Annotated in this window: 16 protein-coding genes; 11 read left to right on the top strand and 5 right to left on the bottom strand. The window is 47.6% G+C overall.

Annotated features, from left to right (window positions below):
• Positions 1 to 49: 49 nt before the first annotated feature.
• From xseA to NJR55_RS06220, 4 genes are all read left to right on the top strand, one after another.
• Positions 50 to 1,360: an exodeoxyribonuclease VII large subunit gene (xseA, locus tag NJR55_RS06235; protein WP_253618788.1), complete on the top strand. Its 1,311-nt coding sequence runs from the start codon at positions 50 to 52 to the stop codon at positions 1,358 to 1,360.
• Positions 1,361 to 1,435: 75 nt separating this feature from the next.
• On the top strand, positions 1,436 to 2,743 hold the full coding sequence (locus NJR55_RS06230; protein WP_253618786.1) for an alkaline phosphatase: 1,308 nt from the start codon (positions 1,436 to 1,438) through the stop codon (positions 2,741 to 2,743).
• A gap of 124 nt (positions 2,744 to 2,867) precedes the next feature.
• Complete coding sequence (gene ppk1 / locus NJR55_RS06225) at positions 2,868 to 4,958, top strand: polyphosphate kinase 1 (RefSeq protein ID WP_253618784.1); 2,091 nt, start codon at positions 2,868 to 2,870, stop codon at positions 4,956 to 4,958.
• Positions 4,933 to 6,444, top strand: coding sequence for a Ppx/GppA phosphatase family protein (locus NJR55_RS06220; RefSeq protein ID WP_253618782.1), 1,512 nt, complete (start codon positions 4,933 to 4,935; stop codon positions 6,442 to 6,444). Before ppk1 ends, NJR55_RS06220 begins: the two co-directional genes overlap by 26 nt.
• A gap of 59 nt (positions 6,445 to 6,503) precedes the next feature.
• Here the strand turns inward: NJR55_RS06220 and NJR55_RS06215 are convergent, their stop codons facing one another.
• Positions 6,504 to 7,703, bottom strand: coding sequence for a DcaP family trimeric outer membrane transporter (locus NJR55_RS06215; protein ID WP_253618780.1), 1,200 nt, complete (start codon positions 7,701 to 7,703; stop codon positions 6,504 to 6,506).
• Between the two features lie 185 nt (positions 7,704 to 7,888).
• Between NJR55_RS06215 and acs the strand changes: the two genes are divergently transcribed.
• The 7 genes from acs to NJR55_RS06180 are packed head-to-tail and all read left to right on the top strand — an operon-like array spanning position 7,889 to position 17,382.
• Positions 7,889 to 9,829 carry an acetate--CoA ligase gene (gene acs / locus NJR55_RS06210; protein ID WP_253618778.1) on the top strand — a complete coding sequence of 647 codons (1,941 nt, stop codon included), beginning with the start codon at positions 7,889 to 7,891 and terminating at the stop codon, positions 9,827 to 9,829.
• 21 nt (positions 9,830 to 9,850) lie between these two features.
• On the top strand, positions 9,851 to 10,483 hold the full coding sequence (locus NJR55_RS06205) for a response regulator transcription factor (RefSeq protein ID WP_253618776.1): 633 nt from the start codon (positions 9,851 to 9,853) through the stop codon (positions 10,481 to 10,483).
• Complete coding sequence (locus NJR55_RS06200; RefSeq protein ID WP_253618774.1) at positions 10,480 to 13,953, top strand: PAS domain-containing hybrid sensor histidine kinase/response regulator; 3,474 nt, start codon at positions 10,480 to 10,482, stop codon at positions 13,951 to 13,953. Before NJR55_RS06205 ends, NJR55_RS06200 begins: the two co-directional genes overlap by 4 nt.
• Positions 13,950 to 14,951 (top strand): UDP-N-acetylmuramate dehydrogenase, encoded by a 1,002-nt coding sequence (gene murB, locus NJR55_RS06195; RefSeq protein ID WP_253618766.1) that lies wholly within the window; start codon positions 13,950 to 13,952, stop codon positions 14,949 to 14,951. The genes NJR55_RS06200 and murB overlap by 4 nt, the downstream gene beginning before the upstream one ends.
• Positions 14,948 to 15,943 (top strand): bifunctional biotin--[acetyl-CoA-carboxylase] ligase/biotin operon repressor BirA, encoded by a 996-nt coding sequence (gene birA / locus NJR55_RS06190; protein ID WP_253618764.1) that lies wholly within the window; start codon positions 14,948 to 14,950, stop codon positions 15,941 to 15,943. The genes murB and birA overlap by 4 nt, the downstream gene beginning before the upstream one ends.
• Positions 15,930 to 16,718, top strand: a complete 789-nt coding sequence (locus NJR55_RS06185) for a type III pantothenate kinase (RefSeq protein ID WP_253618762.1) — start codon at positions 15,930 to 15,932, stop codon at positions 16,716 to 16,718. The genes birA and NJR55_RS06185 overlap by 14 nt, the downstream gene beginning before the upstream one ends.
• Before the next feature lie 37 nt (positions 16,719 to 16,755).
• Complete coding sequence (locus NJR55_RS06180) at positions 16,756 to 17,382, top strand: tetratricopeptide repeat protein (RefSeq protein WP_253618760.1); 627 nt, start codon at positions 16,756 to 16,758, stop codon at positions 17,380 to 17,382.
• A 34-nt stretch (positions 17,383 to 17,416) separates the two neighbouring features.
• Here the strand turns inward: NJR55_RS06180 and nspC are convergent, their stop codons facing one another.
• The 4 genes from nspC to NJR55_RS06160 all read right to left on the bottom strand — a co-directional run bounded on the left by nspC (position 17,417) and on the right by NJR55_RS06160 (position 23,898).
• Positions 17,417 to 18,550, bottom strand: a complete 1,134-nt coding sequence (nspC, locus tag NJR55_RS06175; protein ID WP_253618758.1) for a carboxynorspermidine decarboxylase — start codon at positions 18,548 to 18,550, stop codon at positions 17,417 to 17,419.
• Positions 18,551 to 18,565: 15 nt separating this feature from the next.
• Complete coding sequence (locus NJR55_RS06170; RefSeq protein WP_253618756.1) at positions 18,566 to 19,765, bottom strand: saccharopine dehydrogenase family protein; 1,200 nt, start codon at positions 19,763 to 19,765, stop codon at positions 18,566 to 18,568.
• Between the two features lie 72 nt (positions 19,766 to 19,837).
• Positions 19,838 to 21,994, bottom strand: coding sequence for a prolyl oligopeptidase family serine peptidase (locus NJR55_RS06165; protein WP_253618754.1), 2,157 nt, complete (start codon positions 21,992 to 21,994; stop codon positions 19,838 to 19,840).
• A gap of 65 nt (positions 21,995 to 22,059) precedes the next feature.
• Positions 22,060 to 23,898 (bottom strand): tRNA(Met) cytidine acetyltransferase TmcA domain-containing protein, encoded by a 1,839-nt coding sequence (locus NJR55_RS06160; protein WP_253618752.1) that lies wholly within the window; start codon positions 23,896 to 23,898, stop codon positions 22,060 to 22,062.
• Position 23,899 lies beyond the last annotated feature (1 nt).

Below are 23,899 nucleotides of genomic sequence, written 5' to 3'. Positions count from 1 at the left end.
GCGGAATATGGTATGATTTATTTTTAATTTCGAAACAAGAGTGATGCCCATGGTGTATTCGGTCAGCCAGTTAAATACTGAGATTCGACAACTGTTAGAGCAAGGCTTTGGCCAAATAAGCCTGGTTGGAGAAATCTCAAATTTTGCCGCGCCGGGTTCAGGACACTGGTATTTCACTTTAAAAGACGAGCGGGCTCAGGTTCGCTGCGCTATGTTCCGCAATGCGAATCAGCGTGCAAAGGTTCGGCCGCAAAATGGTATGCAGGTACTGGTACGCGCTAAAGTCACGGTTTACGAACCGCGGGGCGACTACCAACTGATTATTGAGCAGGTTGAAGACGCCGGTCAGGGGCTTTTACAGCAGCGTTATGAGCAACTAAAAGAGAAACTGTCCGCTGAAGGGTTATTTACGGCGGAACGTAAGCGCTTACTACCCGATCATATTCGCAAAGTCGGCGTGCTGACCTCACCCACCGGTGCTGCGATAAAAGACATACTGGCGGTGATGAAACGCCGGGATCCCGGCGTGGAAGTGGTTATTTATCCGAGCGCGGTACAGGGAGAGGCAGCTGTTCCGCGGTTGCAGGCTATGCTAAAAACGGCATTTGAACGTAATGAAGTGGATGTACTGTTAGTCAGCCGTGGCGGTGGTTCTCTGGAAGACTTGTGGTGTTTTAACGATGAGATTTTTGCGCGTCTTTTGGCGACAGCGCCCATGCCAACCATTAGCGCTGTGGGTCATGAAATTGACTTTACTATTGCCGACTTTGTTGCTGATGTCCGCGCTCCGACACCGTCCGCAGCCGCTGAGTTAGTCACCAGAGACCAACAGCAGCAACAGCAAAAGGCACAGGCACTGCAACAGCGCTTAGGTCTGGCGCAGCAAAGATTGTTGCAGCGTTTACAGCAGCGTTGGCAATTTTTACAAACCCGGCTGCAACAGCAGCACCCGCAACGACAGTTGCAACAACAGTCGCAGTTGGCCGATGAACTGCAAGCCAGAGCTAACCGGGCGTTACAGAACCGCCTGGCGCGACAGAAGCAGCAAGCGTCTTATTTACACGGTCGCCTGCAGGCTATGCATCCGCAAAAAGAGTTACAGCGTTTGCAGCAAAAACTTCAGACGCAGCAGCAACGATTACCGCAGGTTATGCAACGAGTTTTAAAAGACAAACGAACTCAGCAGCAACAGTTGATGCAGTCTCTGAACCTTGTCAGTCCTTTGAATACTCTGGAAAGGGGTTACGCTATCGTCCTTACAGAAAACGGCGATGTTGTTCGTAGCGAAAAGCAAGTGGCTGTGGGTGAATCAATAGAAGTTCGTCTGGCTGACGGTAATATTACCGCTAAACGGCAATGATTCTGCGGCTATCGTCATATTCCTGACATTCGCGCTTTGGTATACTGGTTAGGTTATTCACAAAGGAGTCGTGGTATGAAACTCAAAGCATTGGCAGCCGGTATTGGACTGGCTTTGGCATCAACAATGGTGCAGGCAGAAGAACAGAAACCCAATATTATTTATATTATTGGTGATGGTATGGGGTTTGAATATATTAGCGCGTACCGTTATGCCATGTCTGATTTAGACAGCAAAACTATTGCTGAAACTGAGTTTGATGCCATGCTGAAAGGCGCCGCAACCACCTATCCGGATGATAATACCTGGGTTACCGACTCAGCCGCAGGTGCAACCGCTTTGGCCACGGGTGTGAAAAGCTATAACGGGGCTATTGCGGTCGATTCAGATAAATACCCACTGCAAAGCATTATGGAACTGGCTCGTGAGAATGGCTGGTCAACCGGCTCGGTATCCACATCCCAAGTTAACCATGCAACACCGGCATCGTTTTTCACTCATCACCCGTCGCGCTACGAATATAACCAAATAGCCGATAAAATTGCGACTCAGGTGGTTGAAGGTAAGCCGTCTTTTGATGTGATGCTAGGTGGCGGACAAAGCTATTTTAACCGTGACGACAAAAACTGGCTGGATGTATTGCCGGAGCACGGTATGCAGGTAGTAACCGATATGCAAAAGCTGAGCTCTGTTGAGACTACGCCTGTGATGGGGCTTTTTGCGGAAAAAGGTCTGCCTTTTGCTATTGATGGCGATGTTGATGCGTTGGCCAATATGACACGTACCGCTTTGCGTTTACTAGATAAAAAGCAGCAGCCGTTCGCTTTAATGATTGAAGGCAGCGAAATTGACTGGTGTGGTCATGCTAATGACATCGCTTGTGCCGTACACGAAATGGACGGGCTAAACCGCGCATTGAAAGTGGTGAGCGAGTACCGCGAAAAGAACCCCAATACCTTAATTGTTATGACGGCTGATCATTCAACTGGCGGCCTGACATTAGGGCGAGACGGTGAGTATGCCTGGCATTCTGACCGTGTTATGAAAATTGAAAGCTCTATTGCCTCCATGAGTAAGGAAATGGCTACCATGGATACTGATAACTGGGCGGAGTATGTAGCCGACAAAGTTAACTTTGAGCTGACTCAGGAATATCTTGATGAGCTTGCTATTGCCGCGGAAGCAGAAGGTGAAGAGCAACAAGAGGCCCTGCATCAGGCGTTGGTCTATATAACTGGTGATATTACTGGTACCGGCTGGACAACCAGCGGGCACACCGGTGTTGATGTTCCGGTCTTTGCCGCCGGCCCGTATAGCGAGAATTTCGGTGGCTATATGGACAATACTGATATTGGCAAGCAGTTAATAAAAGTCGTTAAATAACCCCTTTTTGTAAGTTCCCTCCGACAGTCGCGTTTTATAACGCGACTGTCATATTACTGTCATAAAAATACAGCCCGAATACGCTAGGCTAGTCGCATGATGTATCTGTTGCCATGTCTACGCTATGAAATTTTTTAATAAAGAACTAAGCTGGCTTTCCTTTAATGAACGGGTGTTGCAAGAGGCTGCTGACAGCACGGTTCCGGCAATTGAACGAATTCGCTTTCTCGGAATTTTTTCCAGTAATATGGATGAGTTTTTTCAGGTGCGCGTGGCTGATGTAAAGCGCCGTATTTTCTTTAGTCAGGCGACAGAAGAGCGTGAACAATATGAGCAGCTAATGGCACAGCTGCAAAAAAAGGTTGTGTTGCTGCAAAAACGTTTTGATGAAGTACTGGAAGAAGTATTAGAAACTTTAAGAAAAAATGGTATTTCGCTACTAAGCATTGACCAGTTGAACGAGGAAGAAAAGCAAAGGCTGAAGCGCTTTTTCACAGAAAAAGTACAGCGTTTTATTGTGCCTATATGGGTTAATGGTAAAGGGAACCTTTCTAATATTATCCGCGAAGATGAAACCTACCTTTGTGTTGAAATTATAAACTCTGATGACAAACAATATGCGCTGCTGGAAGTGCCTTCTGATCAGATGGATCGCTTTATTAAGTTGCCTGCTAAGGGGCACAGTAAGAAGCATAAGCTCCTCTTTCTAGATGATATTATGCAATTGAATTTAGAGGTGCTGTTTAAGGGAATTATTCCATTCAAGCAACTGCGGGCTTTTTCGTTTAAAACCACCAGGGACGCGGAATACCGCCCTTCAGATGATATTGAACAAAGCTTGCTTGAACGTATGGAAGAAGGCTTAAAGCAAAGGGTGAAGGCTGATCCTGTACGTTTAGTTTACGACCGCGCAATGCCGGAAGAAATGCTCGCCTTTCTAAGCAAAAAGCTGCAGCTAACGCAATTTGACTCTTTTGTAGCTGGGGGGCGTTATCGCAATACACGGGATTTCGCTAAGTTTCCGCACTTAGGCAAAAAATCACTGACGCACAAAGCTTTGCCGGTGTTATTTCATCCGAAATTCTCACACTTTGATAATGTGTTTGATGCCATTCAGAAAAGCGATATCGCTTTGTATTACCCGTACCACAGGTTTTCGCATTTTACCGAATTTGTCCGGCAGGCTGCTTATGACCCTAAAGTGACCCGAATCTCAATGTGTATTTATCGGGTGGCGCCCAATTCACGGGTAATACGTTCCTTGATGGATGCGGTGCAAAACGGGAAGCATGTGACCGTTATGGTTGAGCTTCAGGCTCGGTTCGATGAAGAAGCAAACATTGAATGGGCAAAGGAATTAACCGACTCAGGTGTCCGTGTCAGCTTTGGCATTCATGGGCTTAAAGTGCACTCAAAGCTGGTGCTGATTCATCGCAATGAGGGTAACCTTGACCGGCGTTATGCGGTAATTGGAACCGGTAACTTTCACGAGGGAACGGCACAAATTTATACCGATTTTAGTTTATTTACCTGTCAGCCGGATATTTGTACCGATGTTGAGTCGGTATTTCATTATCTTGAGCAACCCTACCGGGCACATAAGTTCCGTCATTTAATGGTAGCGCCGGTAAATATGCGACAGAGAATAAATGATCTTATCGAGTTCGAGATAGATCAGGCTAAAGCCGGTAAACCCGCAGAACTGTTTTTTAAAGTGAATAACTTAGAAGACGAAAGCCTAATTGTGCAACTGTATAGAGCGTCGCGTGCCGGTGTTAAAATTAGAGGCATAGTGCGAGGCATGTGTTCTTTGCGTCCTGGAATCGAAAACCTCAGCGAGAACATTGAAATTCGTAGTATTGTTGACCGCTATCTGGAGCATGCCCGGGTGTACGTGTTTGAGCACGCAGGCAAGAAAGAAGTCTTCATTGCTTCGGCCGACTTAATGACACGTAACTTGGATCATCGTGTGGAAGTTGCCGCACCCATCTATGATGATGAGGTGAAAACTGATATTTTGAAAATTATGAATTTGCAGTGGCAGGATAAAGCGAAGTCACGCTTTATTGATGCGGAACAACAGAATAAATACTGTTTTGAGTCGGATCGGCTGGCTCCTCCTAAAGGCCGTTCGCTGGTGCCTTCACAAGTCGCTATTCACCGATATCTTAAGCGACGTAAGAGAGATTATGAAAGCCAACAAAAAGACCTCTAATAATGACCCGAAGCAATTTGCTGCTTTGGATATTGGCTCCAATAGCTTTCATTTAATTATTGCGCGTTTAGTGGAAGGTCAGCTTCAGCCTATTTTCAAATTCAAGCAACCCGTACAACTGGGAGAAGGCCTCTCTAATAGACACCTGAGTGATGCTGCGCTTTACCGTGGTGTTGAAGCACTCCGGCAATGCGCTGTTCGGCTGGAAGGTTTCCATCGCGATACCGTTAAAGTTGTGGCTACACACACCTTGCGAAAAGCTAAGAATCGTAAACGATTTCTGGCTGAAGCCGCCAAAGTCTTGCCGTTTCCTATCGAAATCATTTCAGGCAGGGAAGAAGCCCGGTTAATTTTTCGTGGCGTAGCAGAAACCAGTTCCGAATCTACTGGTTCTCAGCTGGTTATTGATATTGGCGGAGGCAGTACTGAGTTCGCTATTGGAAAAAATCGCCAACCGAAGTTCTTAAGCTCGCGAAGTATTGGAAGCCTGGCTTTTTCAAAAGAGTTTTTCTCATCAGGGAAAATCACCCCCAAACGTTTTGATAAGGCGGTTGTATCGGCTCGTCAGCATGTTGAGCCTATAGCGAATTATTTGGCGGAGCAGCCGGTAGAAAGTGTTTTCGGTACGTCGGGAACCATTAAGGCTATTTATCAGTGGATTGTGAAACGTGATGGCGAGCAACCTCTGGGCATAACTTATTCCCAGCTTCAGGGGTGTCGAACGGATCTTATTGCAGCTGAGTCGGTAAAAAAACTGAATAAAGAATGGGTCTCACCAGAGCGGAGAGAGTCTATTGCTGGCGGTGTTGCGGTGCTGTTGGGTATTTTCGAAGAACTGGGAATTGAACGTCTGGTTCCTCACGACTCTGCGCTAAGAGAAGGCGTGTTGTATGAACTGGCAGGCGAAGTCTTGCTGCATCAGGACGTCCGTGAGCGCACCATCAACAGTTTAGCGCAACGCTACTCGGTTGATTCGGCTCAAGCCCAGCGGGTGTTATCTACGGTTCAGCAAATTTGGGGTAGCGTAGCTGAAAGCTGGGGACTCACCGGACAAGATTTGGAAGTGTTATTAGAAGGTGCGGCTAAGTTACACGAGGTTGGGTTAAGCATTAGTGCCAGTGGTGTCCAAAAGCACTCTGGCTATATTTTAGCTCACGCTTATATGCCCGGGTTTAATGCCGAAGAACAGCGGTTCTTATCAACCATTGTTCGGTACTTTCGTAAAAAAATACAAACCGCAGAATTCCCGGATCTGATTCTTTTTAGCCAGAATCAGCTCATTAAAATGCTGATAATTATGCGTCTGGGCGTTATTTTAAACAGCGATAGGCAAAACTCGAGCTCATTGGATGAGGCGATTGTTGAAGACGGGGCGTTGAAACTGCAACTGAAAGGTTCAGCTAAAGAGGATTCAGTACTTACTATGCAACTTGAGTCCGAGGCCAAAATTATCCATAAATTAGGTTACGAACTGCTAGTCTGTTGAAAACAGCAGACGCACAAAGTAGAACATATTTCTTTGTGCGCCCGTATCTACTTTATTGATTAAAACTTATACATAGCCATCAGCTGTAAACGGTTTAAGTCACCGTCAACATTGGCTTCAGTTTCACGGTTCGCTTGTGAAATTTCAGCACCAAAAGTCAGGTTAGACGCTGGTGAATACATCAGGTTAAACGCAAGACGCTGAGTGTATTCAGTGTAAGTCGCTGGGTTGACAGATGCTAATAACTCTTCATCGTTATCTGCCCAGCCACGCGAGTAAACAACGTTAGAGCGTAATTTCTCAGTCCAGAAGTGACGGTAAGCAAACGAAACACCCGTTGAATCAATGGCTTCAAGTTCACCATTGCTGTCAATGTAGGCGCCATTCCAGGTGTTAAGACCTAAGTAGCGGCCTAAGCCAGAACCTGTGGTGATTGACGCACGAATGTCGTCCATGCCGAAGGTGTATTTAGCCCCAAGGCTAACACCATAACCAAAAGTTGTTTCGTCATCGCCGGTTTGTGGAACATCGTAAGCCAGCTGGCGTAAAAGTGCTGATGCCTGCCAGGTTAAGTTGTCTGTTTTACCGGTGTATTTAAAGGTTACATCCGGAACAAAACCATCGCTGGAGACAATACGCCCACCCGGAGCCGCAACGCCGCCGGTTCTGGTTTCTGTAACCGTTGTTTCAGGGTTCTCGATAGAGGCGCTAAAGCCGCCTGAGGTGTAACGAATCTGCGCCTGACGAACGAAGATAATACCGTCGGTGATACCGATGAAATCGACAGATTCAGCCAGAACGTTTAGATCCTGAAAGTTTGACCAAGTTTGACCAAAGGTCCATTTGCCGTATTTAAGAAAGGCCTGACGCAGACGCGGGTTGTATGAGTTTGAAATACGCTCGTCGCCATCAGGAGTTAACTGAAAGTCCATTTCAATATGGCCGGTCAGTGTTTCACCATTATCTAATTCGGTTTTACTGGTCAGGAAGAAACGCGACTGCCGAGCATGAAAGTCTGTAGTCAGATCATCGCCTTCACCACCAACTGGAGTGATACTTGGGATGTACTGTTGACGTCCAATGTTTGCACTTGCAGGTGCTTGCCCATCAGCGTAATCAGATACCAACATATCCAGTTTTACGTAACCGCCGAAATCGATATCTGTCTGGTCAGCTTGAGCGCCTAAGCTCATAACACCTAGTACAGCAGCGCTTGCCGCCGTTAAGGTGAATTTTTTTGCGGTACTTGTTTTAGCCATGGTGTTCTCCCCTGTAAGCCAAATAGTCATTTTTTGATTGTGCACTTTTTAGTCATGCCAAGTATAAACGCTGTTAATTCTCGTTAACTGGTCAATTTTTATCAATCTAGACTATGGTCTAATAGTGTTTAAGCCCTTTAAAACGTACAACAGATACCATCTTGCGAATTAAGGAGGAAGAGGTAATGTCGCAACTCTATTCAGTTCCTGAACACATTAAAGCAAAAGCCAAAATCGATAATGACGGTTACAAAAAACTTTACCAACAGTCTATAGACGATCCTGAAGGGTTTTGGAGTGAACACGGACAGCGTATTACTTGGTTCACACCTTACAACAAAGTAAAAAACACCAGTTTTGAATCAGGAAAAGTCAGCGTCAAGTGGTACGAAGACGGCACTTTAAACGCTTGTTATAACTGTGTCGACCGCCATCTCGCGAATAATGCAGATAAAACTGCGATTATCTGGGAAGGCGACGACCCTAGTGTAGACAAACACATCACTTATCGCGAGCTACATAAAGAGGTATCCCGTTTTGCTAATGGCCTGAAAAAATTAGGTATTGGCAAAGGTGACCGCGTCGCGATTTATATGCCCATGGTACCGGAAGCGGCTTACGCCATGTTGGCTTGTGCACGCATTGGCGCGGTGCATTCGGTGATTTTTGGTGGCTTTTCACCTAATGCCATTGCTGACCGTATTAACGACTGTCAGGCAAAAGCCATTATTACTGCTGACGAAGGTCGGCGAGGTGGCAGTACCATTGGTCTGAAAGCTAACGTTGATAAAGCATTGTCAGATGATGCCTGCCCGTCGTTAGAGCACAGTATTGTGTGCCGTGTTACCGAAGGTGAGGTTGAATGGACAGAGGGCCGTGACGTTTGGTGGCACGAATTAGTTGGTGAAGTGAGTGATGAGTGTCAGGCTGAAGTGATGAACGCTGAAGATCCGCTATTCATTCTCTATACCTCGGGCTCAACCGGCAAACCTAAAGGGGTTGTACATACCACCGGTGGTTATATGGTGTACGCATCAATGACCCACGAGTATGTTTTTGACTATCAGGAAGACGAAGTCTACTGGTGTGCAGCCGATGTTGGCTGGATTACAGGCCATTCTTATATTGTTTACGGGCCATTGGCTAATGGCGCAACTACACTGATGTTTGAAGGTGTTCCCACTTATCCGGGTGTTGGTCGTATTGGTGAAATTGTCGATAAACATAAAGTGAATATTCTTTATACGGCACCAACCGCTATCCGTGCGTTAATGGCTAAAGGCGACGAAGCGGCCAAAACCTCGACTCGTGAAAGCTTACGTATTCTGGGAAGTGTTGGTGAACCAATTAACCCTGAAGCATGGGAGTGGTATCACCGCGCTATTGGTAACGGCAAATGCCCTATTATGGATACCTGGTGGCAGACCGAGAACGGCGGTATTTTGATTACTCCTCTGCCGGGCGCAACTGATTTGAAACCAGGGTCTGCGACTCGTCCTTTCTTTGGTATTCAGCCCGCGCTGGTTGACAGCGAAGGCAACATTCAGGAAGGTGAAGCCGAAGGCGGGTTGGTTATTAAAGACTCCTGGCCGGGCCAAATGCGCACGCTTTGGGGCGACCATGAACGTTTCGAGCAAACCTACTTTTCTACTTTTAAAGGCATGTATTTCAGTGGTGACGGCGCCCGCCGTGACTCCGATGGCTACTATTGGATAACCGGCCGCATGGACGATGTTCTGAACGTATCAGGACACCGTTTGGGTACGGCTGAAATTGAAAGTGCCCTGGTAGCCCATAAAGCGGTGGCCGAAGCGGCCGTTGTTGGCTACCCGCATGACTTAAAAGGTCAGGGTATCTACGTGTATATAACGCCTGTGGAAGGCGTGGAAGTTACTGACGAGCTCACCAAAGAAGTTCGTAACTGGGTTCGTTCTGAATTAAGCCCGATAGCAACACCTGACTTAATTCACTGGACTACAGGCTTACCGAAAACTCGTTCCGGTAAAATTATGCGTCGTATTCTGCGTAAAATTGCCGCTAATGAGTATGAAAACCTCGGTGACACCTCTACGCTTGCCGATCCAAGTGTGGTAGATTCTTTGATAGAGAATCGAATGAATAAATAATGTCACTTAATCTGGAATCTCATGGCGAAATTTTTAATCGCAGATGACCACCCATTGTTTCGCGAGGCGCTGCAGGGCGCTCTCGCGAATCACTTTTCTGAGCTGACCTTACGCGAAGCTGAAGACTTAGACTCAACTCTGAGTGCGCTAAATAACGACGACGATGTCGATTTATTGCTGCTGGACTTACACATGCCCGGTAGTGGTGATTTGTATGGTCTTATTCGTGTGAGGGAAGACTACCCGCTGCTTCCCGTTGCCATCATCTCCGGTAGTGAGGATTCCTCCATTGTGGCTAAGTGCATTGGTTTTGGGGCGTTAGGCTTTATTCCAAAATCATTACCCTCTGCAGAAATAGCAGAAGCAATAGACACCATCCTGCAAGGCGACACTTGGGTTCCCAAAGAGAACAGAGAGCGTCTGGATGTGATTTCGGACGAAGATCAGCAGCTTGCGCAAAAGGTTTCGGAGCTTACCCCACAGCAATATCGGGTTTTACATTTTCTTCATGAAGGTTTGCTGAATAAACAAATCGCCTATCAATTGGGCATTACTGAAGCAACAGTCAAAGCGCATATCACGGCAATTTTTCGTAAACTTGGTGTGTACAGTCGTACCCAGGCGGTTTTGGTGGCTGAACGCCTGCAGTTATGACCTGGTTACTGATCTTTGCCTCGCTGGCTTATGTGATTTTCCTCTTCGCAGTTGCCACCTGGGGCGACCGTTTAGGCTCGTGGGCGAATAAAATCAGTCACAAGCCAGTTGTCTACTCTATGTCGCTGGCCATCTACTGCACGTCTTGGACGTATTACGGCGCTGTGGGTAATGCAGCGGTTGACGGTTGGGCGTTCTTTCCTATTTTGCTCGGGCCAATTTTGCTGTTCTTGTTTGGTATCCGAATTCTGGAAAAGCTGGTTTCGGTTAGTAAACAACAAAACATTACTTCAATAGCCGACTTTATTTCTTCCCGCTTTGGTAAGCGTAGGCGGCTTGCCGTGGCTGTTACCGCCATTGCTGCCGTTGCTATTATTCCTTACATTGCGCTTCAGTTAAAAGCTGTGGGCATTAGCTTTGCGGTTCTGACTGAAAGCACTGGAGTGATGGCACAGTTCTCGATAAAAGAACTGGGTGCCGCTGCGCTAATGGCAATTTTTGCTATGTTGTTTGGTACCCGCCACGTTGAAGTCACTGAATATCGCAGTGGCATGATACTGGCTATTGCTGTTGAGTCGATGATAAAACTGGTCGCATTGCTGGCAGCTGGTGTTTTTGCCTGGTTCCTGATTCAGGGCGACGCACAATCGGACTTATTCAGTTCATTCAGTGACGCAACGAAACCTCAGTGGTCATTTGCAGCCTTTGGCGAGTTTGAGTTCATTGTACAAACCCTGATGGCGGCCGGGGCTATTCTTTGTTTACCCAGACAGTTTCATGTGGCGGTAGTGGACAATGTTGATGTCCGGCATTTACGCACGGCCCGCTGGGGCTTCCCTCTGTATCTGGCATTGACCGCTGCTGCTATTGTTCCTATTGCTATTGCGGGCACTTTTTACTTGTCAGCAACCACCGACGGCTCAACGTTTGCGCTGCAACTGCCGTTGCTCAAAGATCAGCTTTGGTTATCGCTGGTTATTTTTATTGGTGGTATATCGGCAGCTACAGCCATGGTGATTATCGCGTCTGTAACCTTAAGTACCATGATAACCAACGACGTTATCATGCCTATTTTATTGCAACGAGAGTCTCGTTTGCCGCTAAAACATCGGCGTCGTGAATACGACCGGGCCTTACTATTAATTCGCCGCGTAGCTATTGCCGTTACTATGGTGCTGTCGTTCTTATGTTATTACTTCTGGGCAGCCCGGACTAACTTAGTGAGTATTGGCTTGTTGGCTTTTTCGCTAGTGTTACAGCTGCTGCCGGCGTTGCTCGCCGCACTATACTGGCGGAAAGGACACGCACGGGGTGTTTACGCCGGCTTGGCTGCGGGTTCCGTCGGCTGGGTTTTAGCGGTATTAATCCCCCTTTATACCGACTTACAGCTAACCGATGTGGAAATCATAACCCGAGGCACTGTGGTCTCCTTAGCTTTAAACAGCTTCGGGTTTATTGTGTTTTCATTGCTCGCAAAACCGCGTTTGGTTGATCGTATTCAGGCAACCGCCTTTGTTAAACCCAGAGCCGCTTTACCCGACTTGCATTTCAACAAAAACGACAGTGCCACCAATGCTGATATGTTGTTGCTGTTAAGAACCTTTTTAGGTGCAGAGCGGGCTCAGCAGTTAATGCAATATTATCAGCGTCCGGAAAATACGGAGCTTCCGCTGGAAGCTGTGGCAGAAAAAACCTTTATCAGCTTTGTGGAGAGAGCAATAGCCGGGGTGTTGGGGTCAGCCACGGCGCGCTCTCTGGTTGACGCGGCACTGCGCGATAAGCAGCTGAATTTAGAGGAAGTTGTTCACTTCTTTGACGATACAACGCAAGCTTTGCAAACCCAGCAATCTATTTTGTTTAGCTCACTGGAGAATTTGGCGCAGGGCATTAGTGTCGTGGATGCCGAGTTACGTTTAGTGGCCTGGAATAAACGCTATATGGATTTATTTCAGTATCCTGAGGGCATGGTGAAGCCCGGACAGCCCATAGCGACCCTTATTCGCTATAACGCAGAGCGTGGTGAATGTGGTCCCGGTGACGTTGACGAGTTGGTTAATAAGCGTTTGCGTTATATGCAGCTGGGGTCGCCACACCGTTTTATTCGTCGCCGCGCCGATGGGCGGGTTATAGAAATGGTAGGTAACCCTTTGCCGACCGGAGGCTTCGTTACCAGCTTTACCGACATTACGTCGCACGTTGAAACCCAGCAGGCACTGGAAGATGCCAATATTGACCTGGAGCAGCGGGTTGACGTTCGGACTCAGGAAATACGCGAGATAAACCAGGAGCTGACAGCGGAAATAGACAGGCGTCGACAAGTTGAGGACGAGCTGAAAAAGGCCAAGGCTGAAGCTGAAGCGGCTAATGCTTCTAAAACGCGTTTTCTGGCACTGGCCAGTCATGATATTTTGCAGCCTCTTAATGCGGCGCGTTTGTACCTTTCGGCTATTCAGGAGAAAGAACTGTCGGAGCGGAATTTGTCTTTGGTTGGCAAGCTGGATACTGCACTTGGGTCAACAGAGCATTTACTCTCTACCTTATTGTCGATAGCGAAAATGGATCAGGGTGCCCTGAAACCGCAGTTCCGGCATGTGCAACTTAGCTCTTTACTGGAGCCTCTGGTTGAAGAATACGCGGTGCTGGCGGAGCAGCGGAAACTGGATTTTCGTGCGTTTTATAAAGACAGGCCAGTGTATACCGACCCAACGTATTTGCGCCGAATTGTGCAGAACTTTTTATCTAATGCCATAAAATACACTCAAAGAGGCAGCGTGTTGTTGGGCGTGCGCAAGCGCAGAGAGGAGCTGCAAATAGCCGTATGGGATACTGGTCCGGGTATTGCGGCGCAGCAGCAAAATAAGGTGTTTGACGCATTTTATCGAGTACAGAATCAAACTGTAGACGGTGTCGGCCTTGGATTAAGTGTCGCCCAACGTATGGGGGAACAGTTAAACTGTGACGTACAGGTTGAGTCGGTTGAAGGTAAAGGCTCTTGTTTTTCGGTCAGAGTGCCATTAGGCAATGCTGCTCAGGTTGTCAGCCGGCCGAAGAAACAACTGGAAGATGCTTTATCTGACCCTTTACAACTTATTGTGGTCGATGACGACAATGAAAATTTAAGCGCGTTGAGCGCGCTATTGAATAAGTGGGGATGCGAAGCGCTAACCTTTAATCGTTATAGCAAAGCTTTAGCTTATGCTAAGGCTCACAGTCAGAACAAAGCGCCGCACGGACTGTTATTAGATTATCAGTTAGGTGACGGCGACGGCTTGCAGTTGGCACAGGAATTACGTGATATTTGGCAGCAACAGATACCGGCCGCTTTGGTGACAGCCATGCGCGATGATGCCGTGAAGCAGGCAGCCCGCAAAAGCGGTCTGCAATTTTTACCTAAACCGGCTAAGCCTGCCGCATTAAAAGCATTTTTAAAATACATTAGCACCCGAAAGGCGGGAGGAGCCAGAAGTTGATAGAGCTTGCCGAGCGACACACATTTAAACTGCCGGCACAATGCCGTTCGTTAATTGAACTGAAAAGCAGCGACGACGTTGAGCAGTTAGTATTTGAGGAACCTTATTATTTGCTTGGTGAGGGCAGTAACACCTTATTTGTCGACAACTTCTATGGAACCGTCATTTGCAACCGTCTACTGGGTGTCTGCATTGAAGAACAGGAAGACTCGTATTTAATTACTGCCGCAGCAGGCGAGAATTGGCATAACTTTGTTGCTGACTTACGCGTAAGAAGTATCGACGGGCTGGAGAACTTAGCGCTAATTCCGGGCTCAGTCGGTGCGGCTCCGGTGCAAAATGTTGGGGCTTATGGGGTCGAGGTGGCAACTTTTATTGAACAGGTAACGGCCTGGGATATTAAAGAAAAACGCTGGGTTTCTATGAACAGAGAAGCCTGCCAGTTCGCGTATCGCGACAGTGTCTTCAAACAAAATCCTGGCCGTTGGTTGATAACTTCGGTGGTGTTTCGGTTGCCGAAAGACTGGCAGCCGGTTACTCACTATGCTCCGTTAAACCAACTGCAGGGACATGTGAGTGCTCAGAAAATTTTCGATACGGTTGTGGAAGTGCGTCAGAAAAAATTGCCGGACCCAAAAGTTATACCCAATGCCGGCAGCTTTTTTAAAAACCCGGTTATTACCAAAGCGCAGCTTGATGAGCTGTTGCAGAAATGGCCGGACATGGTCTATTTTCCAGTAGCCGATAACCAAGTAAAAGTGGCGGCTGGATGGCTTATTGAGCATTTAGGTCTAAAGTCAGCGTTTGTCGGCGATGCAGCTGTTAACCCGCATCAGGCATTGGTATTGATTAATAAAGCACAGGCCACGGGCAGTGATATTACGCAGTTGGCACTGAAAATTATGAAACAAGTGGTGGATGCCAGTGGCATTATGCTGGAACCTGAAGTTCGTCTGGTCGGCCAACATGGCCTTGTGCAGTTGGCGGTAAAGAAATGAAGCAGGCAGAACGTCTTGATCAGTTAATTACTTTACTGGCTAATGGTGAGTTTCATTCCGGGCAGGCTATTGGTGAGTCTCTGGCTATATCCCGGGCAGCGGTAAATCAACACATTCATAAACTTGAAGAGCTTGGGCTGGAGCTGTTTTCGGTAACGGGTCGGGGCTATAAGCTTGCCCGGCCGATAGAACTGTTGCAGGCCGGGGTGATTGAAAGAGAAAGCCCGGAAAAGTGGCGGCAGTCACCGGGGTTTGAAGTGAAGTCGGTGGTTGATTCCAGTAACGACCGGGTTAAAGAGCTGGCAAAAGAAGGGCCTTTAGAAGCGGGTTTTTCTATTTTCGCCGAAGCTCAGACCGCCGGTCGCGGGCGTCGTGGGAAAAAGTGGATTTCGCCCTTTGGCAATAATCTTTATTTTAGCGTGTACTGGCCTTTAGATGACGGAATTCATGGCGCCATGGGGTTAAGCCTTGCTGCGGGGGTAGCTTTGGCTGAATGTTTTACTGACCTGGGTATTGAAGGCGTTAGCGTAAAATGGCCTAACGATGTTTATATTAGCGGTAAGAAAGTGACGGGAATACTGGTTGATCTTGAAACCTCGCCGGAAGGTGCTGCGCACAGCATTATTGGTATTGGTATTAATTTAACCATGCCAGAGCATGTTGGTGCGAGCATTGATCAGGCCTGGACGGATCTGAATTCTGAATTACCTGAGCCGAGGTCGCGCAACCATATTGCGGCGCGGGTGCGGGCTTCTGTTTTGTCGGCTTTACAGCAATACGAGCAACATGGACTCGCTGCGTTTCAGCAAAGCTGGCGCCGGTACGACTGCTTTTTGGACAAGCCTGTGAAGCTTATTATGGGGCAGAGAATTTGCCTGGGAACCTGTCGTGGAATAGACGAAAATGGTGCGTTACTGGTAGAAGATGAACAGGGCGTACGCCGTTATTTTGGAGGTGAAGTTTCATTGAGGGCGCAAGATGCTACTAATTGATGCGGGCAATACTCGCAGCAAATTTGCATGGTGGGATGCTGACACCGATAAAATAGAGATTCTGGGAGCTATTCCTCATCAGAGCTGGCTAAACGATTTAAGCCAGCCGCTAAAAGATTTGTTACTTGAAGTTGTCAGCGGTCGTCAGATAGAACGTGAGCAGCATGCTATTGGTTGCAGTGTAGCCGCCGTTCAGGTTATGGATACGTTAAATAACTCGCTGGCGGAACTGGGTATAAAAGTTTTCTGGCAAAAAACCAGAGCACAGCAAGCAGGGGTTACTAATGGTTACACTAAAGAGCCAGAACGCCTTGGCTCGGACCGCTGGATGGCCTTACTCGGTTGTCATGAGCAAGTGAAGCAGAACGCACTGATTGTGGATGCGGGTACTGCGCTGACCATTGACTGGTTGACAGCTGATGGTCGTCATCTTGGTGGCTGGATTGTTCCCGGACGGCAGTTAATGCTAAATGCGCTGGGTCAGGGTACGGCTAATTTAAAGGGCATTACGGTAAATGACATTGAGCGTGATGGTTTAGCTGCCGGGCTGGATACTTTTGACGGCATTACTCAAGGGGCCGAAGCGGCTTTAACCGGTGCTATCGCACAAGCGATTCAGTTGTCCGGCCGCTATTTTTCCGACCAGCCTTTTGATGTGGTGGTCACCGGTGGTGACGGTGAACATTTGATGAGAACGTTGTCGGTTGAATTTTGCCGTTATGACGATTTGTTGTTTAAGGGTTTGCGACTCTGTGCCGATAACCTAAACAGTTAAGCTTTTAGGCATATTCACAGAGACCACAGGCAACTTTATGAAGATAGTCATTCCAATGCTGATTGCTGTAGCCGGATTGACCGCTATACACAAAGCACATGCTCAGGACGTTCAAGCGGTACAGCTATATTCAGACGCGGAACTGGTTGAGATGTTTGCAACTAATGCGCATCTGAAACGAGTACGCGATACCGATCGCTGCCAGTTGGCACAGGATATTGAAGCTCAGGCTGAGCTTGAGCGCCGACCGACTTATCAGTTTCTTTATGGCGACATGATGGCCTGGGGAGTGTGTTATGACCGTGACCCTGAACTTGGCCTGCTGTATATGGAGAAAGCAGCTCAGCATGGCTTACTGGAAGCTCTGGAGCAGTTAGGTCGCTATTACCACGAAGGTGTTCTGGTGCAGAAAGACATCGAGCGCGCCATTTTGTACCTTCGTGAAGCTGCATCGTTAGGGAATTTACCGGCACAACGACGCTTTGCCGATATCCTGTTGTCTGGTCAGGGAAGTCCTTATGATTACGAAAAAGCCTATCATTGGCTGCATAACTCAATTACGGCCGATAAGCGGACTTATGCCGATATTGAACAAAAACTTGCGAAGCTGGCTGAACGGATGCCACCTTCGGTAGTTGAAAAAGCAAAAAGGCCACTGGATTAGTGGCCTTTTTGTTTAGATTTAGCTTAACGAAAAGTTAGGATAACCGGTTGCGGAAATCTTCGTAACTAAATTGTCGTATACAATCAAACTGACCATTTTCCCGCAAAATACCAATAGCCGGATGCTGAACGCCGTTAAAGAATGATGTTTTCACCATGGTGTAGTGCATCATGTCTTCAAATACTAAGCGGTCACCAACAGCCAGCGGCTGATCAAAACTGTACTCGCCGATAACATCCCCGGCTAAGCAACTGTTGCCACCCAAGCGGTAACTGAAGGCTTTTTCTGCCGGTAAGCCTGCTCCTGTAATGACCGGGCGATAAGGCATTTCCAACACGTCCGGCATATGCGCGGTAGCTGAAATATCCAGTAAAGCAATTTGCCCCTGGTTCTCAACAATATCCACCACTTCGCAGACCAGCGGACCCGTTTGCCAGGCAACGGCCGAGCCGGGTTCCAGTATCACTTGTAGGTCGTAGGTTTCACGCAGGCGCTTCAGCTGCTTTATCAGATGGTCGACATCGTAGCCCTGACGGGTCATGAGATGGCCACCGCCTAAGTTCAGCCATTTCATTTGTTTTAGCTGTTCGCCAAAACGGCTTTCAACGGCTTCCAGGGTACGCTCAAGGGCAAAAGAGTCGCACTCGCACAGGTTATGAACGTGCAAGCCTTCAACGCCGGTTAAGTCCTGCTGCTTAAGTTCGCTGGCGCGAATACCCAGGCGTGAACCGGGCGCACTGGGATCATAAAGCTCGGTTTCGGCTTCCTGATGCTCGGGGTTAATACGAAGACCAATGGAAACACCGGCAGCTGCTGTCTGTTCACGGTACTTGTGCCATTGTGAAACACTGTTGAATGACAGGTGATTCACCAGCGGCAGCAATTCATCAATATCGTCCTGTTTATAAGCTGGCGCATAAGCATGAACTTCGCGCGAAAACTCCTCCGCTGCCAGCTTTGCCTCCCAGACAGAGCTGGCTGTGCAGCCTTTGAGATACTGACGAATAAGCGGAAAAGCTGACCACATGGCGTAGCCTTTCAGTGCCAGAATAATGTCGGCACCGCTTTGCTCTTGTACCTTTTGCATCAGCTCGAGGTTTTTGCGCAGCAGTTTTTCATCCAGCACATAGCAGGGAGACGGAATTTCCGGCGATGTATATTGACTCATGCGTTGTCTTCTCTGTTACTTCTCAAATGGCTTATCGCATTCCATAACCTGCCATGGCAGGCCATATTTGTTCAGCCGTTCCATAAACTCGTCCGGGTCAAACTGTTCCATATTCCAGACGCCTGGTTCCATCCAATGACCCTGCAGCATCATAGATGCGCCAATCATCGCCGGTACGCCGGTGGTGTAAGAAACGGCCTGAGCGCCCACTTCTTTGTTAGTTTCGGCGTGGTCACAGTTGTTGTAGATGAAGATGGTTTTTTCCTGACCGTCTTTCATACCCGTGACATAAGTACCAATACAGGTTTTGCCGGTGTAACCTTCAGCCAGAGAGCCCGGGTTAGGTAACACGGCTTTTAAAAACTCCAGTGGTACAATCTTTTTACCTTCAAACTCAACTGGCTGAATAGACGTCATACCAACGTTTTCAAGTACACGTAAATGCGTCAGGTACTGCTCACCGAAGGTCATCCAGAAACGCGCACGTTTAATGGTCGGGAAGTGCTTAACCAGCGATTCCAGCTCTTCGTGAAACAGCAGGTAAGAAGGGCGTACGCCAACATTGGGGTAGTCCAGATCTTTACGCACACTGATAGGATCGGTTTCATGCCACTCGCCGTTTTCCCAGTACTTACCTTTTTGGGTAATTTCGCGAATATTAATTTCCGGATTAAAGTTAGTCGCAAACGCCTGACCGTGGTCACCACCGTTGCAGTCAACAATGTCCAGATAATGCACTTCGTCAAAGTAGTGCTTGGCGGCATAAGCCGTAAATACGTTGGTAACACCCGGATCAAAACCGGCTCCCAACAAGGCCATTAAACCTTTTTCTTTAAAGCGTTCCTGATAAGCCCACTGCCACGAATATTCAAATTTCGCTTCGTCTTTTGGTTCGTAGTTTGCGGTATCAAGGTAGTGCACGTTGGTTTCCAGACAAGCATCCATGATAGGTAAGTCCTGATATGGAAGCGCGACGTTAATAACCAATGACGGGTTAATACCGCGAATGAGCTCAGCAACTTCGGCTGAATCATCGGCATCGACCTGATACACACCGACAACGCGGTCTTTACCGGCTTTTTCCTGCAACGCCTGACATTTTGACAGAGTGCGACTGGCTAGATGAATCTCAGAGAATACTTCAGGTAGGCCTGCACATTTTTGTACGACTACGCCAGCAACACCGCCGGCACCAATAATTAGAACTTTAGACATGAATGCTATCCTTCACAGAAATCTTTTAACTAATAAAGTTGCTGCGAAAGATAGCATATTTTTATGAAATCATCATTCAGAAGCGTTGCTTTCTGCTACCTCTGAATTCATACCTAAATGCTTATGTAAAAAGGCCCAGTTTTCGGCATGTTCTTCAATGCGCATCCATGTTGGTGTACCGGCTCCGTGACCAGCGCGAGTCTCTACGTTTAACAGTATGGGCTGATCGCAACTTTGGTCACGTTGCAGTGCAGCTGCAAATTTGTAGCTGTGCCACGGAACCACTCGATTATCGTGGTCGCCGGTAGTGATCAAGGTTGCCGGATAACAGGTGCCGCTCTCGGTATTATGCACCGGCGAGTAAGCATAAAGAGTTTTGAAGTCCTCTTTATTTTCGCTTAAACCAAATTCACTACTCCAGCCTCGAGCATTGGCGCTGGGCAGTTGGTATCTCAGCATATCCATAACACCAACGGCAGGAAGGGCCGCGGCAAACAATTCAGGACGCTGAGTCATTGTGGCGCCGACCAATAAACCGCCGTTACTGCGTCCCTGAATAGCTAGCTTATTCTTGTTGGTGTAGTTGTTGTTTATTAACCATTCAGCGGCGGCAATAAAATCGTCAAAGACGTTTTGCTTGTTTTCTTTAGTGCCTTGTTGATGCCACATTTCACCAAATTCGCCGCCGCCGCGAAGGTTTGGAATGGCCAGTACGCCGCCCATTTCTAACCAGATAAGACGGGTTGTGTCGTAATCTGGCGTAATAGAAATATTGAAGCCGCCATAGCCATATAACAGCGTTGGGTTTTCGCCGTTAAGTTCAATGTTCTTGTGGTGCACTAAAAACATTGGGACTTCGGTGCCATCGGCACTGTTGTATACCACTTGCTCGGTTGTATATTGATCTAACTCGGCCGGCACTTTGGTTTCATACCACAAGGTGGTACGTCGTTGGTCAGGCTGGTAGCGATAGATCTTTCCCGGCTCGGTAAAGCTTTTGAAGGAAAAGAATACATCGGGTGCTTTATGGCTGCCTTCAAAACCGCTAATTGATCCAATACCGGGTAAAGCCAGCTCCTGAAGCATGGTTCCTTTTATATCAAATATAGCCACTCGTGAGCGCGCTGACTGAAAATAATGTGCAAATAGTTGGCCGTTTACCGCATGTACGTCTTTCAGTGTATGGGTTTTAGCGGCAATAATTTCTTTCCAGTTCTCAGGTTCAGGTTGTTTGGGGTCAACGGCAACGACACGACCTGTCGACGCTTCATTCGTGGTTTTAAAATACAGCTGGCCTTTTTGGCTGGTAACGTATTGATATTGACCGTCCCACTTGGTGAAAAGCCCTTCAAAAGGTGCATCTTCCTGTGCTAGCGGACGCAGGTATACTGCATTAGCATCGTAGCCTTTAAAGACATCAATAAGTAAGTACTTACCGTCGTCCGATACTTTTGCGTAAGGGTTTAGGTCGGGTTGGTTATCAAAAGCAAAAATCAGCTCGTCGTCGCTTTGTTTCGTTCCCAGTTTGTGAAAATAGACACTGACAGGTTTTGTATCATCAAAGCTGCCGTCTTTATTTTCAGGATAGCGGCTGTAATAAAAACCACGTTCGTTTGGCAGCCAGGCGACTTCGGTAAATTTTACCCCTTCAATAACATCACTGGTGTCTTTTCCTGATTCGACATTACGGACTTTTATTTCCGTCCAGTCACTGCCTCCGTCAGAAGTGGCATAAGCAACATAGGTAGCGCGGGGAGAAACATTAATACGTGCCAGCGAGACGGTTCCGTCGTCGCTGAAGTTATTAGGGTTAATCAAAACATCTGGGGCACTGTTTAAATCTGTCATGGTGTAAAGCACGGACTGATTCTGAAGGCCGTCGTTTGAGAAATAAAAGTACCGGTCGGCATAGCGAAAAGGCGTGCTGACTTTTTCATAATTCCACAGTTCAGTCATGCGGTCTTTAATGCCCGCGAACGCCGGAAGATTTTGCAATAAAGGAGTAGATAACTGGTTTTGCGCATCCACCCAATTAGACACTTCCTGGTTATCCTGCTCTAGCCAGCGGTAAGGATCTTCAACCCGGGTACCGTGATAATCATCTTGCTGCTCGACGGTTTTAGTTTCGGGGTAAGGGCCGTCAGGTTGTTCTTTTTCCTGTTCGAAAGAGCTACAGGCACTCAGTATCAACACAGTTGAACAAAGAATAAAAGCTGAATAACGAGTCATGGTTGGGCTTCCTGTTTAGGTTCTGCGGTGATCATAGGAATTTGCTGTCAAAACAACAAGTCACATTAGTGTAGTGAGAGCACTTCTTTACAGAGATTTTCATTTGCCAGACGCTGCGATATTCCCCCCCAATACTCGCCCAGATGTTTGAGTGTTGTTGATGAGTTACATAGCAGTTCGGTCAAAGGGTGTTGATTATGTTGCCAATAAAACCACTGCGCTAAGGCAAAATGTGCCGCGTCAAAAGGTATTGCCTTAACACGGTATGCTTGAATAAGGCTTGTTCTTATCTCATTGCTTTCTTCTGTTAGTTGCAGCATTTCTTTGCCACCTGACAACCATTGTAGCTGGTTATGTCCCCACTGGTTGAGCAATTGGCATACTTGGCATAAACCAGTGAACTCATTTGATAGAGGTTGGACATAAATAGCCGCTGGCCGTGCGGATACGCTGTCTATACGGCTACTGAGGCGCCAAAGGGCATAGCCATTCTTCTTCCAGAAATTATCCAGTCCCGGTGACCAGGCAAAACTGGTGCCCAGCATTTGGTAATTGTTGTCCAGTGCCCACCGGTAAATCTCAGCCAGCAATTCGGAGGCGATTTTACGTCGTCTTTTCGCTGCTGGTACCGCAATACGTGCAACTCTGAGCCAATGTAAATCCATAGCCCAGTCCTGTTGCAGAAAGTAGCCTATGGCCTGAGGCAGTAAATTTCCTTTGGGGCGTCTTTGCCCTTGTCTGACTTCTTCTTTTAATGGCGATAAAATGGGCCCTTCACTCATAAGCCAGGCAACCGCAGTAACTTCTCCGTTCGTGGACTGATATGCGAGCCTATGTCCGGGTTCGGTCAGCAGCAGGTTAAGGTCATTCGGGCTACTTTGGTAATGTGCGTTGAGAAGAAGTTGAAAACACTGTTGCAGCATATCTTCTTCAAGTTCCGATGCGTGTTTAATAAAAGTGCCGGACTCCCGGATCCCGAATTGTGTTACTGGCTGTTCGTTAAGGAGAAAAGTGTCGGTCAGCCATTGCTCTAACGGATCATTTACGGGCCAGCGTAATGGTTGAGTCAGCTGGTGAACCGATATCTGTGGCAAGGTTTTCTTAGCCCAGTCAGTAAAGTGCACGGCAAAACCACGACCACAACCTTCATAACCAGCAACGGTTGTGGCAAGCAGCCAGGGATTAAATTTTTGGCATAGCTGTTCTGTTACCCACAATGGCAGACCCGCTGCTTCATCAATAATTAATGTTATTTCCGAATTACTGGGTTGTTCCAGTAGCTTATCCCAGGCAACGAAATGAGCTTCCGGCGCCTGCTGTAGCAAAATTTTAGCATTGGCCTTTCGTGGTGCCGTTACGATAATCGAACTGTGCTCTTTTGCTTGGGCAAGCGCCTGACCCAACAAGGTGCTTTTACCGCGACCGCGTTCGGCGGTAATGATATGAGTTTCGTATGGTTTTTCTGTGCTTTGCGTAAGAGCGTTAAAAATAGAGCTCTGCTCATTGGTTAGCTGTAGCGTCTCATTTGCTGAACGTGTTTCGGGTTCGCTGACCGATGACTGCATGTGGGTATTTGACTCGGCAAAGTGCTTTTCGGCAAAACGCTCCATGCGGTGACTCATGGCGCTGCTCTTAGCCGGAAGTAAAATAGACAACAGACCACCGGTGGTAACGGTGCCACAAAGTGCGGCTATGGCGTCGGCGTGCAAACCGTCTTGGCAGTCTATCCAGACTTGTTCAAACTCATGCCCCAGATAATCCCGGTAACGGGAGAGTACGGCATCGGCATGAGTCTGTTGGTTTGATAAGTAGATAGAACTGTCAGAGCGAGCCTCGCAGTATTCGCGCCAGAGGCTCGCATCTTGCAGCAGTTGGAGTTGTCGGTAACCGCTGCGTTCTGACATT

This window comes from Idiomarina rhizosphaerae, assembly GCF_024159085.1.
In the GTDB taxonomy this organism is placed as follows: Bacteria; Pseudomonadota; Gammaproteobacteria; order Enterobacterales; family Alteromonadaceae; genus Idiomarina; species Idiomarina rhizosphaerae.
Note: the sequence above shows the minus strand (reverse complement) of the source record. Positions and strands in the feature narration are given on the sequence as shown.